This is a genomic window from Bacteroidota bacterium (assembly GCA_036522515.1).
In the GTDB taxonomy this organism is placed as follows: domain Bacteria; phylum Bacteroidota; class Ignavibacteria; order UBA10030; family SZUA-254; genus VBOC01.
The window spans coordinates 37528-52215 of record DATDFQ010000024.1 but is presented as its reverse complement, the minus strand read 5'-3'; the positions used below and the strand labels follow the sequence as shown (position 1 = coordinate 52215).

General features: G+C 55.1%; 14 protein-coding genes and 1 tRNA gene. 10 read left to right on the top strand and 5 right to left on the bottom strand.

The features are described 5' to 3' along the window. Positions 1-40: 40 nt before the first annotated feature. Complete coding sequence (gene nuoE / locus VI215_03650; GenBank protein ID HEY6191401.1) at positions 41-526, top strand: NADH-quinone oxidoreductase subunit NuoE; 486 nt, start codon at positions 41-43, stop codon at positions 524-526. Between the two features lie 8 nt (positions 527-534). Continuing rightward, positions 535-1833, top strand: a complete 1299-nt coding sequence (gene nuoF, locus VI215_03645; protein HEY6191400.1) for an NADH-quinone oxidoreductase subunit NuoF — start codon at positions 535-537, stop codon at positions 1831-1833. Between the two features lie 206 nt (positions 1834-2039). On the opposite strand, the gene VI215_03640 is transcribed toward nuoF, so the two are convergent. Further along, entirely contained in the window at positions 2040-2468 is a 429-nt protein-coding gene (locus tag VI215_03640) for a hypothetical protein (protein HEY6191399.1), read from the bottom strand. 152 nt (positions 2469-2620) lie between these two features. After that, a complete protein-coding gene (locus VI215_03635) occupies positions 2621-3106 on the bottom strand; it encodes an MOSC domain-containing protein (protein HEY6191398.1) in 486 nt (161 codons plus the stop codon). Between the two features lie 267 nt (positions 3107-3373). On the opposite strand from VI215_03635, the gene VI215_03630 reads away from it, so the two are divergent. Both VI215_03630 and VI215_03625 read left to right on the top strand, forming a co-directional pair. Beyond that, a complete protein-coding gene (locus VI215_03630) occupies positions 3374-6295 on the top strand; it encodes a two-component regulator propeller domain-containing protein (protein ID HEY6191397.1) in 2922 nt (973 codons plus the stop codon). Then, the gene (locus VI215_03625; protein HEY6191396.1) at positions 6195-6950 is read left to right on the top strand and encodes a response regulator transcription factor; all 756 of its coding nucleotides are present in this window, start codon (positions 6195-6197) and stop codon (positions 6948-6950) included. The genes VI215_03630 and VI215_03625 overlap by 101 nt, the downstream gene beginning before the upstream one ends. Before the next feature lie 66 nt (positions 6951-7016). Here the strand turns inward: VI215_03625 and VI215_03620 are convergent, their stop codons facing one another. Beyond that, positions 7017-7721, bottom strand: coding sequence for a T9SS type A sorting domain-containing protein (locus tag VI215_03620; GenBank protein ID HEY6191395.1), 705 nt, complete (start codon positions 7719-7721; stop codon positions 7017-7019). Between the two features lie 25 nt (positions 7722-7746). Further along, complete coding sequence (locus tag VI215_03615) at positions 7747-9090, bottom strand: hypothetical protein (protein ID HEY6191394.1); 1344 nt, start codon at positions 9088-9090, stop codon at positions 7747-7749. 455 nt (positions 9091-9545) lie between these two features. Here VI215_03615 and VI215_03610 point away from each other — a divergent pair. The 6 genes from VI215_03610 (at position 9546) to VI215_03585 (ending at position 13607) form a co-directional block, all read left to right on the top strand. Further along, a tRNA-Ala gene (locus tag VI215_03610) sits at positions 9546-9618 on the top strand. 77 nt (positions 9619-9695) lie between these two features. Then, entirely contained in the window at positions 9696-10040 is a 345-nt protein-coding gene (locus VI215_03605; protein HEY6191393.1) for a carboxymuconolactone decarboxylase family protein, read from the top strand. A gap of 133 nt (positions 10041-10173) precedes the next feature. Further along, the gene (locus VI215_03600) at positions 10174-10476 is read left to right on the top strand and encodes a ferredoxin family protein (protein ID HEY6191392.1); all 303 of its coding nucleotides are present in this window, start codon (positions 10174-10176) and stop codon (positions 10474-10476) included. Positions 10477-10824: 348 nt separating this feature from the next. Beyond that, a complete protein-coding gene (locus VI215_03595; GenBank protein ID HEY6191391.1) occupies positions 10825-10971 on the top strand; it encodes a hypothetical protein in 147 nt (48 codons plus the stop codon). A 144-nt stretch (positions 10972-11115) separates the two neighbouring features. Continuing rightward, positions 11116-12528, top strand: a complete 1413-nt coding sequence (locus VI215_03590; GenBank protein ID HEY6191390.1) for an aspartate kinase — start codon at positions 11116-11118, stop codon at positions 12526-12528. Positions 12529-12593: 65 nt separating this feature from the next. After that, positions 12594-13607, top strand: a complete 1014-nt coding sequence (locus VI215_03585; protein HEY6191389.1) for a glycosyltransferase family 9 protein — start codon at positions 12594-12596, stop codon at positions 13605-13607. Between the two features lie 21 nt (positions 13608-13628). Here the strand turns inward: VI215_03585 and VI215_03580 are convergent, their stop codons facing one another. Continuing rightward, positions 13629-14177: a DsrE family protein gene (locus VI215_03580; GenBank protein HEY6191388.1), complete on the bottom strand. Its 549-nt coding sequence runs from the start codon at positions 14175-14177 to the stop codon at positions 13629-13631. Positions 14178-14688 lie beyond the last annotated feature (511 nt).

Here is a 14688-nt window from a genome sequence, read left to right as displayed (position 1 = left end):
ATCCCGACATGTTTTTGGTCGGGATCTTAATTCTTTCTGAATGGCTGCTACGACTTCAATGACCTTCAACGCCGAGAACCTCGAAAAACTCGAAAAGCTTCGGAGGCTCTATCCAACCTCCAAAGCTCTCACGATACCAGTTCTTTGGCTCGCCCAGAACCAGTTCGGCTGGATCTCACCCCAGACGATGAAGTACGTCGCCGATCTGCTGCAATTGCCTGTGAGCCATATCTACGGCGTCGTGACCTTCTACACGATGTTCAACACCCGCCCGGTCGGCAAGTATCACCTCCAGGTGTGCACGAATATTTCCTGCGGCCTCGTCGGCGGCGAAAAGATCTGCGACCATCTCTCCGAGCGGCTCAAGATCCGCCCGGGGGAAACCACACCCGACGGCATGTTCACGCTCACGGAAGTCGAATGCCTGGGCTCGTGCGGGACGGCGCCGGTCGTTCAGGTGAACGAAGAGTACGCCACGAACCTCACGGTAGAGAAGGTCGAACAGATGATCGAGAGTCTCAAATAGGAAGCCCGATGCCCGATTCGTTCGAAAGAGTGATTCTCCCCGATATCAAAGATCTCCACCGGCTCGACGTCTACGAGGCCAACGGCGGCTACCAGGCGCTCCGGAAAGCAGTGGCGATGAAGCCCGAAGCGGTAGTCGACGAAGTCAAGAAGTCAAACCTGCGCGGGCGGGGGGGGGCCTGTTTTCCGACGGGCCTGAAGTGGACATTCATGCCGAAGACCACGACCAAGACGAAATACCTCTGCGCGAACGGAGACGAAAGCGAGCCGGGCACGTTCAAGGACCGGTTCATTTTTGAACTAAACCCGCACCTCTTCATCGAAGGCGCGATCATCGCGGCGTACGGCATGGGCATCACGAAGATTTATGTCTACGTGCGCGGGGAATATGCGACCGAAATCCGCATGCTGCAGAAGGCGGTCGACGATGCCTACGCGAAGAATTACCTCGGGGACTCGATCCTCGGCACAGCCTTCAACTGCGATCTGATGATTTTCAAGGGCGCCGGCGCCTACATTTGCGGCGAAGAATCGGCGCTCATGACCTCGATCGAAGGGGACCGCGGCTACCCCCGCATCAAGCCGCCGTTCCCGGCGCAATACGGTTTATGGGGATGCCCGACGACGATCAACAACATTGAAACTCTGGCGAACGTCCCCAATATCATCAACCGGGGTTGGGAGTGGTTTTCAAAGATCGGATCGCCGAAACATCCCGGGACCCTGTTGTTCGGAGTGAGCGGGCATGTGAACAAACCCGGCGTGTACGAGCTCCCTTCCGGGGTCCTGTTGAGCGATCTGATATATAATCATGCAGGCGGCGTCCCGGGAGATAAGAAAATCCAGGCGGTGATCCCCGGCGGCTCGTCGACGATGTGGTTGAAGGGGAGCGAGATTGATGGCGTGAGAATGGACGCGGACTCTTTGAAGGCGGCAGGCACCTCGATCGGGACCGGCGGCGTGATCGTAATGGATGAGGATACCGATATCCTCAAGGTGCTGACTCGGATCACACACTTCTACCATCACGAATCGTGCGGGCAGTGTACACCCTGTCGCGAGGGGTGCGGTTGGATGGAGAAGATTCTGAAGCGATTCCTTAACGGGGAGGGGACGATGGGAGACGTCGATCTTCTCCTGGACGTCGCGAACAACATCGAGGGGAATACGATCTGCGCCCTCGGCGACGCGGCCGCCTGGCCCGTCCAGAGCTTTATCAAAAAATTCCGCGGTGAATTCGAGAAGCGCGCCTTGAAATCACCCCCCGCACCCCAGCACGTTCCGCCCCCCCACCTCGTTACAGTCTAACCCAGTTTTCGTCCCTCGCTCTGCCCTCGCCGGCTCGGTAGCCGCAAGCTTTAGCTTGCGTTCTTGGTTCTGCCCTCAAGGACTCGGTAGCCGCAAGCTTCAGCTTGCGTTTTTCGACGTGCCCTCGACGAATCGGTAGCCGCAAGCTTCAGCTTGCGTTCTTTTCTGTCATCCTGAGGGAGCGGAGCGACCGAAGGATCTCCGCTTTAATTGTTCTGCGCCCCCTCCCGTATCCACTGCTTCATTCCATCGATCTGATTCTGAGTCAAAGCCGGCCGGAACAACGGCATCTGCGGTAGCCCGTCCAATCCCTCGATCCTCCTGATTAAAATAGCATTCTCCGGATTGCATGCCTCGTTGGGAAAGCAATAAATGATAATCCCAACCCTCGCCGTGGCATGCTGGTAGGAGTCGAGCGAGTATCCTCTCGCCTCAAATGTATCCGGCCCGTGACAACCGCTGAACGCGCAACCCCGGTCGAACAGCGGCTGAACGTACGTGCCGTAGCTGACGTGGGTTTTCGGAAAGACGATATCCACCGTCCCTGTGATGTCATCTTTGCAACTCCAGAAGCTCCAACTGGCGTAAACCAGGAAGATCGCTCCCGCCAAGTATTTTCCCGCACTATCGTTCATTGTGACATACATTCTAGCTGCTCGTCATCCCGACATGTTTTAGGTCGGGATCTTTCTACTCTTTGCACTCGATTGTTTCGATTCCCTCTCTTCCCCGCATTCTCCAGAACAAAGGGTTCGATCCTCCGATTCCCGAACATTACGGGACCTTTTCACTCCGGACGCGACCTCCTATTCGCCAAATCCAGGATGGTGTTTTTCCCCTCGCCGGTTTCTTCCAGCTTGATCCTGTCACCCGGCTTCACTTTGCCTTCCTTCACGACAGTAAAGTAGAAACCGGATCGCCGGCTTTTCAGGAAGCGTTCGATGATGTCGATCCTTCCGAACTTGATTGCCAGCTTGAAGCAGGGTATTCTCGGTTGGGTAACTTTGAGCAACGCCGTGCCGATCCGGTACACCGACCCGACGATGAGCTCTTTCTCGAACAGCCCCTCCGTGGTGATATTCTCTCCGAACATCCCCCAGGGCATTTTCATCGAAGGAAACTCGTTCTGCCAGAATTCGTAATGCTCGGAGGGGTATCCATACACAGCCTTGCGCTCCCCCCCGTGGACTTGCAGGTCCGAGACAGTATCTTGCTCGACGGAGAACTTGCGGATTGTGATGCTCTTGACCGGATCTTTGTAGATTCCGGTCAAGACCTCCTCACCTTGCCACATGACCGGCCTTGGCTCGCCGATGTTCGTTGACACGACCTTCATTTCTGAGACTCTTTCGCGGTGGGTTCCGTCCATGTCTCTCTCACATTCACAAAATAGAGAGTATAATCATATGATGCAACCCGAGTGGCACGCCCTCATTCTTGACTCTAATCCCTAAATTGGCTATCGTTTCGGGAAGAAACTTTCTCCGTCGCCATCCAGCTGGGGGGATCACTCGTGCGCCGATTTTTTGGAAGAAGCCCCTTGAAAACTTTTCTTTGGATTCTGCGATTCCAGCTTTCACTCACCCCATTCTGCCTTCCGCTCATCGCCATCTCCCAGGACGGGGATTTTAGCGAAAGCTGGAGGCTGGTACGATTTTCCCACCTCAACGGGCTTCCCGCCGATCAAGTCAGCGCGGTGGCGGAGGGGAGAGGCGGAACGATCTGGGCGGCTGGTCCGAAGGGCGTCTCGTGGTATGACGGGTTCAGGTGGACGGCCGTTCCCGAAAGTCTGGGGCTCCCGCAATCTCCGGCCACGGGTTTGGTCGCCCTCCAGGACGGCGATGTCCTCGTTACAACCGGGGGAACCCTGTATTCCGGAAACAACCACCGCTTCAGGATGATCGCAGGCCCGACTCATGTAACGACAGTGCTTCAAATTGATGAGCGATCGTTGCTGATCCAGGAGCTTTCCTCGCTATTTATCCTGCGTGACGGAGTATTGCAGGAATTCCCACACCAAGAACTTACCCGGGGAAAGACAGTCAACATATTCCGTACCCTGCACGGTACGATTTGGGTAAATCTAGTCTCGGGGTTATACCGCTGGGAGTCGAACAACCTCAGGGTGGCGATCCCCGCTCGCACCGGAAGGTTTTGGGTCAGCGGCATCGATGAAGACTCGGGCGGGTCGGGCATGGCTTCCATCGATTACAGCGATCGATTCGGAGAGTTGTGGACATGGAGCGGAAAATCTACCCCGCAGCCCGGATCAACCTCCAACGAGCATGTCTTCAGGCAATTTGTCTTCGGCAGCGATGGTGAAAGATATGGATTGACGATCTCAGGCGAAATCTTCCTGCGAAGGGAGGGAGAATGGAGCCCTCTGAAGTATCTGAGCTTTCAGGTGAGAAACGTACTGAGCCTCCAGCCGTCCGGGAACGGGGACCTCTGGATCTGTAGCACCGAAGGGCTTTATCTTTTCAAAAAATCTTCCACGCGGTGGAGAAGCTGGAAGGATTCCTCGCGCGCCGCGAGCAATGTCATATGCGAAATACTCAATGCGAAGAACGGAGACCTTTGGCTCGGGACCTCCGACGGTGTAAAGGTGTATAAGGCCGGAGGGGGCGAGAAATTCTACGACCGGATCGGGTCGACACGGCTTCACGCGATTACGGGACTTGCTCAGGACAGGGATGGAAACATCTGGATTTCAAGCGGAAGCGCGCTGGGCGGCGCCTTCCGCTGGGACGGGAACAAATGGGACCATGCGAACATCACTCCCGATTCGAGCGGGATTCGAATACATAGAATCAGCAAGGACCGCGAAGGCAATTTGTGGTTTCTGGGATTGACGAGGGGGGCGCCGGGCGTCGATCCGACACCACCGGGTGCGTACGTCCTCAAGGATGGGCGTTTTGAACCCTGGGGAGTCCGGGAGGGATTGCTGAACGGCCGGGTCTACTCGTTTGCCGAGGGATCGGACGGCAGCCTGTGGTTCGGCACCGGTGGAGGGCTCAGCCGGTGGCATCACGGCGCATGGAAACACTGGACGAGGGAAGATGAGTTGAAGTTTCCCGAGGTATTCACCCTTGCCATCGACAGCGCCAACACGGTTTGGTTCGGGGACCGTCATAACGGGCTTTGCCGGGTCGATAGCACGCTGCGTCTGCGCTATTTTACGGTTGAAAGTGGTCTGGTGTCGAATGTAATCTGGGATCTTGCTGTAGGTCCGGATGGGACTCTCTGGATCGCCACAGGAGAGGGGCTGGGAAGCTATAGGGAAGGGACATTCCTGTCGTTCGACGATCGATCGGGACTGGCTCAAATCCAGTTATGGCCGGTCACCATCATGAACAACCTTGTCTACGTGGGCACGCAGGGGAGCGGCGTCGACGCGTTGGATATTTCAGACAGGGCAAGCCACAAGGTACGGATCTATCCCTATCCCCCGATTGTGGACGGCCGGTCCGCATTGCTTCGCTGGAACGCGTTTGCCTTCTGGGAAGAGCAGCGAACGCAGGATATCAAGACATCCTACCGCTTGGATGATCAGCCCTGGACCGACTGGGCGCTCCGGGACAATATGACACTCGATAGTCTGAGCCCGGGAACACATCTGGTCCACATCCGGGGCTTGGATTTCTTCGGGGGCATCTCGGAAGGGGAACAGAGTCTTTCTTTCGTAATCGAGCCGCCGTTTTATGAGCGCGCGGCATTCCTCCTGCCGGCGGGAGCGGGATTCCTTGTGATCGTTGTGCTGGCGTTGAACCAGTACGTGAACAAAAGAAAGTACACGCAGTCGCTCCGCGCGCTGACCGCAAGCCTGTCGACCACCGAGGAGAGGGAGCGCCAACAACTTGCAATCTACCTGCACGAGACAATCGGACAATCGCTCGCGTTTTGCAAGAACAAGCTCGGCGCCCTTCGGGAAACCTTCGACCCCAAGGCAGTTGACGAACTTAACGAGCATCTGAGTTCGGCGATCAGAGATACGCAATCCATCACGCGGCAACTGAGTCCGCCCATGCTCGCCGATATGCGCCTTGAGGATGCGATTTCCTGGCTAGGGGACGAAATGCAGCGGAAACACGATCTCCTCATTTACGTGGAGAATGACGGTCAACAGAAACCACTCCCGAACGAACTGCGCCTCTTTCTGTTCCATGCGGTTCGCGAACTCGTCACAAACATCGTCAAACACTCCTCTGCGAAGAGTGTCGAGATCTCGTTAAGACGGATCCAGGATTCCATCCAAATCGAAGTTTCCGACGACGGGATCGGATTTGACCCCGGCGCTGTGGGACGGATCCATGACGGAGGAGGGTTTGGATTGCTGAACATCCGCGAACGCATACGGTTTTATGGGGGAAAAATACAAATCTCATCCAAGCCCAAGTCGGGAACACGCATATCAATTTCAGTTCCTATCACGTTACCGGCCGGCCTCCCCCATGCAAAGTGATGCAAAGATTCGTGTTCTGATCGTCGACGATCATAATATCGTTCGTGAAGGACTGAAGGCGCTGCTGCAACGCCAACCCGATCTTGAGGTTGTGGGCGAATCAATAGACGGCATAGGCGCGGTGAGCGGAGTAAAGAAGCGGCTCCCGGATATCGTCTTGATGGATATCAATATGCCGAATTTGAACGGTATCGAGGCAACGCGGCAGATCAGTTCCGAGGTTCCGGAGACGAACGTCATAGCTCTCTCCATGTACTTCGACATGCATATCATCGGAAAGATGATGAATGCCGGAGCACGCGGGTACTTACCGAAAGATTGCGCCTTTGAAGAGCTCGCCGATGCGATCCGGGTGGTAATGAAACGGAAGATTTACATCAGTCCAAACCTCGGATTCCCCGTGGAAAAAGTTGTTCTCAACGGATCGGAGATCCCACACTTCATTGCCTCCAATGTTCTGACATCAAAGGAGCGGGAGGTCCTGCAGCTTGTAGCGGAAGGCAGGCCGACGAAGGACATAGCGCAGAGGCTCAAGGTAAGCGCAAAAACCATCGACAAGCACCGGGGGAGAATCATGGAAAAGCTGGACATTCACTCGGTCGCCGAGCTTACCAAGTTCGCTATCCGGGAGGGCCTCACGCCGCTCGAAAGATAAAAAAAGGCGGCGATCCTTCCGGTCGATGAAGGTTCACCGCCATTGTGCTTAACGCTCCCGCAGTAGTTACTTCATCAGGACCATCTTCCTGATATCTCTAAACTCGCCCGCCTGGAGTTGATAGAAGTAGATTCCACTCGGCAGGGCGCTTGCGTCGAACACCACCGACTTGTAACCCCTGCTCTGATTCTCATCCGCCAACGTGGCCACTATCTGACCGAGCGTATTGAAGATCTTGATCGATACGCGTTCGTCACTCGGCAAGGCATAGTCAACACGTGTCGTCGGATTGAATGGATTCGGGTAGTTTTGAGCGAGGCTGAAGGCTGTCGGCATCCTTTGTTCCGTCGGAGCATTGAGAATCGGTTTGTTCGCCTCTTTTCTCTCCAACCCTGGCTTTTGTGGCCCAAGGTCTACAGTCGCGGAGAAAACCGCCCCCTTTTCCACCCTGAATCCGGGGCCGAAATAGATGCTCTTGGCGGCATGAAGCGTAACGTTCGCAGAGCCGGTGACTGTGAAGTTCTGTGTCTTGCCGAACTCCAGGGCTTGGCCTCCGCCCACACTCAGGGTGCCCTTCACCAGGTAGTCTTCCCCGGGTTTGAACGCCATGTCCTCGAGTTTGAGAGAGGTGCGGCTATCGATGACATTGACCTTCGGAGAAGAGCTTACAACTCCCGGGGCTTCGTTCGAATGAGTCGCGCCTTTCTGACCTAACACCGGTGCCGTCAGGGAGAGAAGCAGAATGGCTAACGGAATCATCTTATTATTCATGGTTTTTCTCCTGATCGAATTATGGTTATTTCCCGATAGAAGAAACGCGTAGCTTTAGTGCCTCGTTCTCTTTTTGAAGCCTCTTCAATTCTTTGTGCTGGTTGATAACGTAAAGGGTCAACTCCTCGACCTTTTGCATCATCTTTACTTCCATATCACCGAGATTCAATCCCTTTTCCTCAACCTCTCTTGCTGAAGGGATGCCCGGGAGGTGCTTGTCGGCGTTGATGTGCTGTTCGACTTCCTCCAGCGGCATCAGCTTGTAGCCCTGATCAAACACAAAATCACAGAAGGTCGAGTTGGTGATGTATGATGACGCGTGCACCTGGCCGTTGACGGCTAGCATGTCCGTGCTACAGGGGTTGGCACCAATTCCGACGGCCTGGTCAAATCTGGCGGCGTAGTTGTTAGCTCCCCCTGTGGCCATGACATGGAGGCCGATATTTGATGCCCCCGAGCCGTTCCATGTGCCTGTGGATTGAATCTCGACTCCATATTTTACAGCATTCGTTGCCGAGGATGTGGCGACATTTGTGAGTAAATTTCCGGTGTAACTTGCGGATTGTGATCCTGAAGCGACCGTATGCAGCAAAGCGGTCGGAGAGGTTGTACCGATCCCGACATTTCCACCTTCGATGATCGCTCCGTAGTTGATTGTGCCCCCTGACGCGTTGACGTGCAAGCCGATATTTGTCGCTCCAGTGCCGTTCCATGGACCAGTTGCTTGTATCTCGGCGCCGTACCGGGTGATATTGGGAGTCGATGATGTTGACATTTCGGCTACAGAAAGGCCATAGGTTGTGCCGGTCATCGAACCGGAGTGTGCTTCGTGAATGCCCCACAAGGGGTCACTCGAGTGAATAGCCAACCAGCCCCAGAGTTCAGAATTTCCCAATACTGTCAATCCAGTGGGGTTCGTTGAAGTCCCGATGGTCAAACCATACTGATTGACAGTCATTTTAGTCGTCGGTGCAGAAATACCGACGCCGATTCCAAAAATTATGTTGCCATACATCGCGTCGAGGGAGATTTGAGATGAGGGATAACCATTATTATTCTTCGTCCCTGTCAATTGGAGCCCCGCACCACCATTTCCACCGATAACTTGATAGTCAGTCCCTGTTTCAATCGCAGTGTTGAATAACAACCCCCCCCACTCCCAAACGGAATTAGAAGGCTTAATGTGAAAACGACAGTGGAAGTTAGTTCCCGGGCCCAAGCCTACCGTTGTTCCATTATCATACAGAAGTGAATTTAGGGTGGAGGGCGGAGTGAAGGAGTATTTCGGAATGTAATTCATCGTTTGTTGGCCATTGCAAATGGCATGCAAACAAAAAAAGATCGCAAGTATTTGAACCACGGTTTTCATGGCAACTCCTTTCAAAAGATACTGGAGGGATGACGGCTGAGTTTGATCGCGTGAATGATAGCAGAAAAGATGGGCCAACGCTATAGGTAGTTTCCCTCGTAGTGGGTACTTTTACCCATCGAAACGAAAAACATATCTACCTAAAAATGTCGCTTCGTCTTCCCGGGACTCGGATTTCCAACGGAGCGGGCTTGCGGATCATGTCTGAATTTCACCTAACGTGTCATCCTGAGGGAGCGTAGCGACCGAAGGATCTCGTTTTCCCGCTCTGCGAGATCCTTCGCGGAGTTTATCCCGCGCAGGCGGGACTCAGGATGACAAAATAAGACCCTCCCGGCCCCCGCCCCTCAGTTGATTCCCTGACCCAAACTTTGTATATTTACAGCAGTATTTTCCCTGCCAGCCCGTCGTCCCGGCAGAAATTTTTCGGCAAGTCGCAGTGTTCTTTACAGTATGGGGCTGTAGCTCAGTTGGGAGAGCGCGTGAATGGCATTCACGAGGTCGAGGGTCCGATCCCCTTCAGCTCCACTACCAGGTTGGCCGGAAGGCATCCGGCGTACTACCTGCCAGTATCCCTCCACAATCGCAGCGTCTTCCACCAGGTTATGGGCAAGCGAGTAAAGGAATTCCAATCCTTCCGCAAGAAGATGAACGAGCGCATCCTCTCCCAGGACAACCGGGCGATCAAGCGGTTCTTCGGCGTCGATACCCTCACGTATGAGCCGGGGAAGCTCGATGTCCGCACGAAAGAAATGCTCGGCCTTGTCTCATCCATGGTTCTTCGCTGCGACGATTGCATCTCCTACCACATCCAGAAGTGCAAGGAAAACGGGGTCACGGAGGAGGAGATGTTCGAAGTCTTCAGCGTGGCGCTGACCGTCGGCGGTTCCATCGTCATACCCCACCTTCGCCGTGCCGTCGCCTTTCTGGACGAGCTGAACGAAGCATAATGCCATCGGCAATCTGTGTTCGTACCCCCGTGCGGCACCTCTCTTTCCGCGCGAAACCTACTTGACATTTTGCAAATATCTCCGTACATATAGCAATCAATTTCATCAACCACGTTCTTTTTGAGGATCCAACATGACGTACATCGTTTGTGAACCCTGTTACGATTGCAAGTTCACCGATTGTGTCGAAGTCTGTCCCGTCGATTGCTTCTACGAAGATGACAAGATGCTCTACATTCACCCCGACGAGTGCATTGACTGCGGCGCGTGCGTCCCGGAATGCCCGGTGGAGGCCATCTTTGCGGAGGCCGATGTCCCCGAGCAATGGAAGAGCTGGATCCCCATCAACTACGAAAAGGCCCCCGTCACAACGCAGATCACCCACAAGAAAGACGCTCTCGCCGGAACCACAGGCAAGGAGTGCAAGAAAAAGTAAGCTGCGCTCTGCCGCGCTGAATTCCTCCATGTGACCGTCGGGGCGGACACTCCGGTCGTCCCCGTCCACACTGCCCCTGTGGCAAAACAACGCGTGAACGAACCTTTCACGACTCTCGCCACATCTCTCCCGGTAGTCCCTGTTGCAACAGTGATGGCGGATTGTTATCATATCTATAGGTGATTCGGTTCTTAATTTCCGGCCGGTCCCGGTATTCATGAAAGCGGAACGGAAGCTCCCTTTTATCTGATTATCTGAACCCTTCGCGCGTCTCATCCGTACCATAAGAGAGACCGGCAAACCTGAATCGCCGGAGCTTCACGTCTACATAACAAGAAGAAACCAAGCATGCAGATCGTCGAATTCCTGGGCTTGAATGTGGTGATTGTCGGAGTATTGATCGCGGCGGTCTTCCTCTACCTGATTTTCCTCATCAATAAGCGGAGGAAGGAAAAGTTTCTCCACCACGAAATGGGCAAGCGTGTCCAGCAATGATTGACGCAGAATTCATGATTTTCCAGGAACCCCTCCAAAGCGTTTTGAGAGGGGTTTTTGATTTTATTCCGGTTGATAGTGGTGTGCTCGAATGCTATATTTGACCGAATCGAATTTATCGTCAAGACTCGGGGCAGGAACGCGATGATTGTCATGAAATTCGGAGGAACGTCCACTCAGGACGCGGAGGCGGTCGGGAACGTCGTCCGGATTGTACGGGACCATCTCGACAAGAAACCGCTCGTAGTCATCTCGGCCATCGCCAGGGCGACTAACATGCTCGAACAGGCGGGCAGGTTTGCCGCCGACGGGAAGCCGGGCGAGTCCCGAGACGCCCTCCTCAAGCTCTTCGAGCGTCACTATGACATGACCGACGCCTTGATCAAGGACCGGCAGCGGCACCACGCTCTGAGGGCCATTATCGGGGCTTCTCTCAAAGAGCTCGAAGAACTGCTCAAGGGGGTCGTGATACTGCGGGAGCTTACACCCCGGGCGCTCGATACGATCTATTCGTACGGAGAGCTCCTCTCCTCGCGGATCGTGGCGGTCGCCCTCGAGGAATCCGGTATTCCATCCCAGTGGATCGACACCAAAGAGTTCATGGTGACCGACGACCGGCACAATGCCGCCTCGCCGGTCATGGAAATCCTCATGGCACGCCTCCCCGAGATCGTTTCACCGCTCACCGGCCAGGGTATCGTGCCGGTCACGCAGGGGTATATCGGCGTGACTCGCTCAGGCCATAGAACCACCATGGGGAGAGAAAGTTCGGACTACTCGGCCTCGGTCATGGGGGCTGCGCTAGCTGCCGAGGATGTTCAGATCTGGACCGATGTCGACGGAATTCTTACAGCCGACCCGAGGGTCGTGCCGGCACCCCGGAAGGTCAGGGCCCTTTCATTCGAGGAGGCGTTCGATCTCTCCTATTTCGGGGCGAAGGTCCTGCATCCGAAAACGGTACTACCGGCGCTCGAGAGAAACATTCCGATTCATGTCTACAACTCGCGACGCGCGAATCTCGCCGGGACGCTGATTACCAAAAAGAACCCCTCGGACGCGCCCTCGGTCAAATCGATCGCCTTCAAGCGCGATATGACGCTTCTCACGGTGACTCCGAAGAACCGTTACGGCGCGTATATCTTTTGGGGGCATGTGCACAATGTGTTGACTGAAGCCGGCGCGATCGCCTACCTGACCGCATCCTCCGATTACGGACTCTCTGTGGTGCTCGATTCAAATTGCGATCTCACGGTCATCTCACAGGGCCTGAAGGAAATCGGTTCGCTCGATCTGCACGGAGGGAAGGGGATCGTCTGTCTCGTCGGCACCAATATCAGTGCCGTGCCGAAGCTTGTCGAGCGCGTGTTCGGGTCCGTCTCGGAGTACCCGGTCTCGATGATTTCGTTCGGCGCCTCGCGGTCGAACCTTTGCTTCGTGATCGACGATGACGCCATCCCCGATGCCGTCGTGAGCCTCCATAGCGAATTCTTCGACACAGTCGCGGAGGATGCGTTCGAGATCCTCGAACATTTCAAGGCCCCGCTGCAACAGGGGTGAGATCGGATCAAAGATCCACCCCGGGTTTTCATTCTTCCACTCTCAGTCCAATTAACGATCACTGAATGACCGTCGATCCCCGTCTGGTCAAAAACATACTTGTGGTCAAGCTCCGCGCAATCGGAGACGTCCTCCTCTCGACGGTCGTCCTGAAGAGCCTCCGGTCCGCGTTTCCGGAGGCGCGCATCGATTTTCTCACCGAGAGGCCGAGCCGGGAGGTCGTCGAGGGAAATCCCGACCTCGATTCGGTCCTCGTGTTCGACGGCAGGCGCGAGAGCGGGGTGGGATTGATCCTGAAGGTCCGGCGGCGCAGATACGACATGGTCATCGACCTCTTCGGAAACCCCCGCAGCGCGCTGGTCACGCTCGGAAGCGGCGCCCGCTACCGGGTGGGCTACCGGTTTGGCTGGCGCAAACATTGCTACAACATCCTCACGGAGCCGCGGGGAGACCAGCTTCATAATACCGATTTCAATCTCGATGCAGTAAGGCGGATCGGAGTTCCCGTCCTGGAGACCCTGCCGCATTTTCCGGTTTCTTCTGAGGCGAACGAGTTTGCGAAGGCATTTTTCGAAAAAGAACATCTTGCCGGCAAGCGAGTCGTCGCGCTCAATCCGGGAGGGGGGTGGTCGACCAAAAGATGGCGGATTCCGCAGTTCGCAGCGCTTGGAGACCTGATCTCCAAGACGCACAACTCCGAGATTCTAATCGTCTGGGGTCCGGGGGAGGAAAAAATGGCAGCTGAGATTCAGGACCTCATGAGTGCAAAGGCGATGTTAATTCCGCCGAGTAATCTGAAGCAGCTCGCCGCGATTCTCAAGCGGTGCAACCTGCTCGTGACCAACGACTCGGGGCCCATGCACATCGCTGCTGCGGTCGGTACGCCCGTTGTCGCGATCTTCGGCCCGACAAATCCCGAGCTTCAGGGCCCGGTGGGCGTCCCGTCCGAGATCGTCCAGAATGAGAAGCTCGTCTGCCTCGGCTGCAATTACACCATCTGTCCGATCGGCAACCCCTGCATGGAAGAGCTCGGGGTGGAGGAGGTATTCGCGGGTGTCGGCCGGATGCTCGCGAAATAACGCCGCTCCATGGGAGAGTGATCAAAACTCGAGCAGGGCATACCCCCTGTTCTGATATTTCATCAGAACGATCAATGCATCGCTCGCCACTTTGACGGCCGGAGATATTGTTTTGGGGTCGATCTTCTCAGCCGCAAGATTCTGACCGCACACGTATAGTTCCACGCCGGCCTTCTTCAATCCGGTGAGCACCCTCAAGTTCGGATTGTTCACGCCAAACTTGGCCTTGTAGTGGGCATCGTCGAGAATTCCGTCCATCGCTGGCCCATGAAAGACTATCACAAATTTCGCCTTCTCAACAGGGATTCCCTCCACGCCGAGCGCATTCAATTCCGACCCTGCGTTGTTGAGGGCCGGAAGAAGCTGTTTGGAATCCGAACCCGCGAGAGTGGCATTGAAGATCGCCCGATAGACGTGGTCCTTCTCAAGAGGGATCGCCACCCCGGGTATGGAGATATACCCATCGGCCTCCGGAATCACCGGCGATTTAGGTGCAGGCCATTGCGCCGATGCAAGGCTGACACCGAAAATGAATGAGGCGACCACATTGACGGATCTGGCGCTTAACATGGTTTTCTCCTCTGTATCGACTTGATATTCCCCTCAATGTCCGGGGACTTGACTGACGTCGAATATAAAGACTTGGCAAGCAAATGTCTAACGGACTGAAGCATGGGTAGTGCCTCAGTTTGGCCGACTATCTCTCCAGCTCGTCATGCTGACATGCTTTAGGTCAGCATCTTTCAACGCTCTTAGAAAGATCCCGACCTGAAACATGTCGTGATGACGGCAAAAGATCAAAATGCGACACTATTCCCTTCGTAATGGCGCGCGGCCCGGCTTTCACCAGGGACCTCTTTCACGCGGGGATGTAGCCCACTTATCGTCCCTTTGGGGGATTGATAGGGGCACTGAAACTTTCGTATGTTTGTGGCGTAGTAGATATGTGGATTGGTAGATTAGTGGAAGCTGAGGCCCGGCCATCATAGGAACCCGGGCCTTCGCTTTTTATTGGACCCCCCCCGAACCATCCTTTCCGAACCAACGAGCAATACAGTCCACACGCCCCTTTTTTATTTGT

Bases quoted from the DNA above. Each gene is read 5' to 3' on its own strand.
- VI215_03590 (HEY6191390.1), top strand. From the start codon at position 11,116: ATGATTGTCATGAAATTCGGAGGAACGTCCACTCAGGACGCGGAGGCG.
- VI215_03640 (HEY6191399.1), bottom strand. From the start codon at position 2,468: ATGAACGATAGTGCGGGAAAATACTTGGCGGGAGCGATCTTCCTGGTT.
- VI215_03585 (HEY6191389.1), top strand. From the start codon at position 12,594: ATGACCGTCGATCCCCGTCTGGTCAAAAACATACTTGTGGTCAAGCTC.
- VI215_03620 (HEY6191395.1), bottom strand. From the start codon at position 7,721: ATGAATAATAAGATGATTCCGTTAGCCATTCTGCTTCTCTCCCTGACG.
- nuoE (HEY6191401.1), top strand. From the start codon at position 41: ATGGCTGCTACGACTTCAATGACCTTCAACGCCGAGAACCTCGAAAAA.
- VI215_03625 (HEY6191396.1), top strand. From the start codon at position 6,195: ATGGGGGAAAAATACAAATCTCATCCAAGCCCAAGTCGGGAACACGCA.
- VI215_03615 (HEY6191394.1), bottom strand. From the start codon at position 9,090: ATGAAAACCGTGGTTCAAATACTTGCGATCTTTTTTTGTTTGCATGCC.
- VI215_03605 (HEY6191393.1), top strand. From the start codon at position 9,696: ATGGGCAAGCGAGTAAAGGAATTCCAATCCTTCCGCAAGAAGATGAAC.
- VI215_03580 (HEY6191388.1), bottom strand. From the start codon at position 14,177: ATGTTAAGCGCCAGATCCGTCAATGTGGTCGCCTCATTCATTTTCGGT.
- VI215_03600 (HEY6191392.1), top strand. From the start codon at position 10,174: ATGACGTACATCGTTTGTGAACCCTGTTACGATTGCAAGTTCACCGAT.
- VI215_03595 (HEY6191391.1), top strand. From the start codon at position 10,825: ATGCAGATCGTCGAATTCCTGGGCTTGAATGTGGTGATTGTCGGAGTA.
- nuoF (HEY6191400.1), top strand. From the start codon at position 535: ATGCCCGATTCGTTCGAAAGAGTGATTCTCCCCGATATCAAAGATCTC.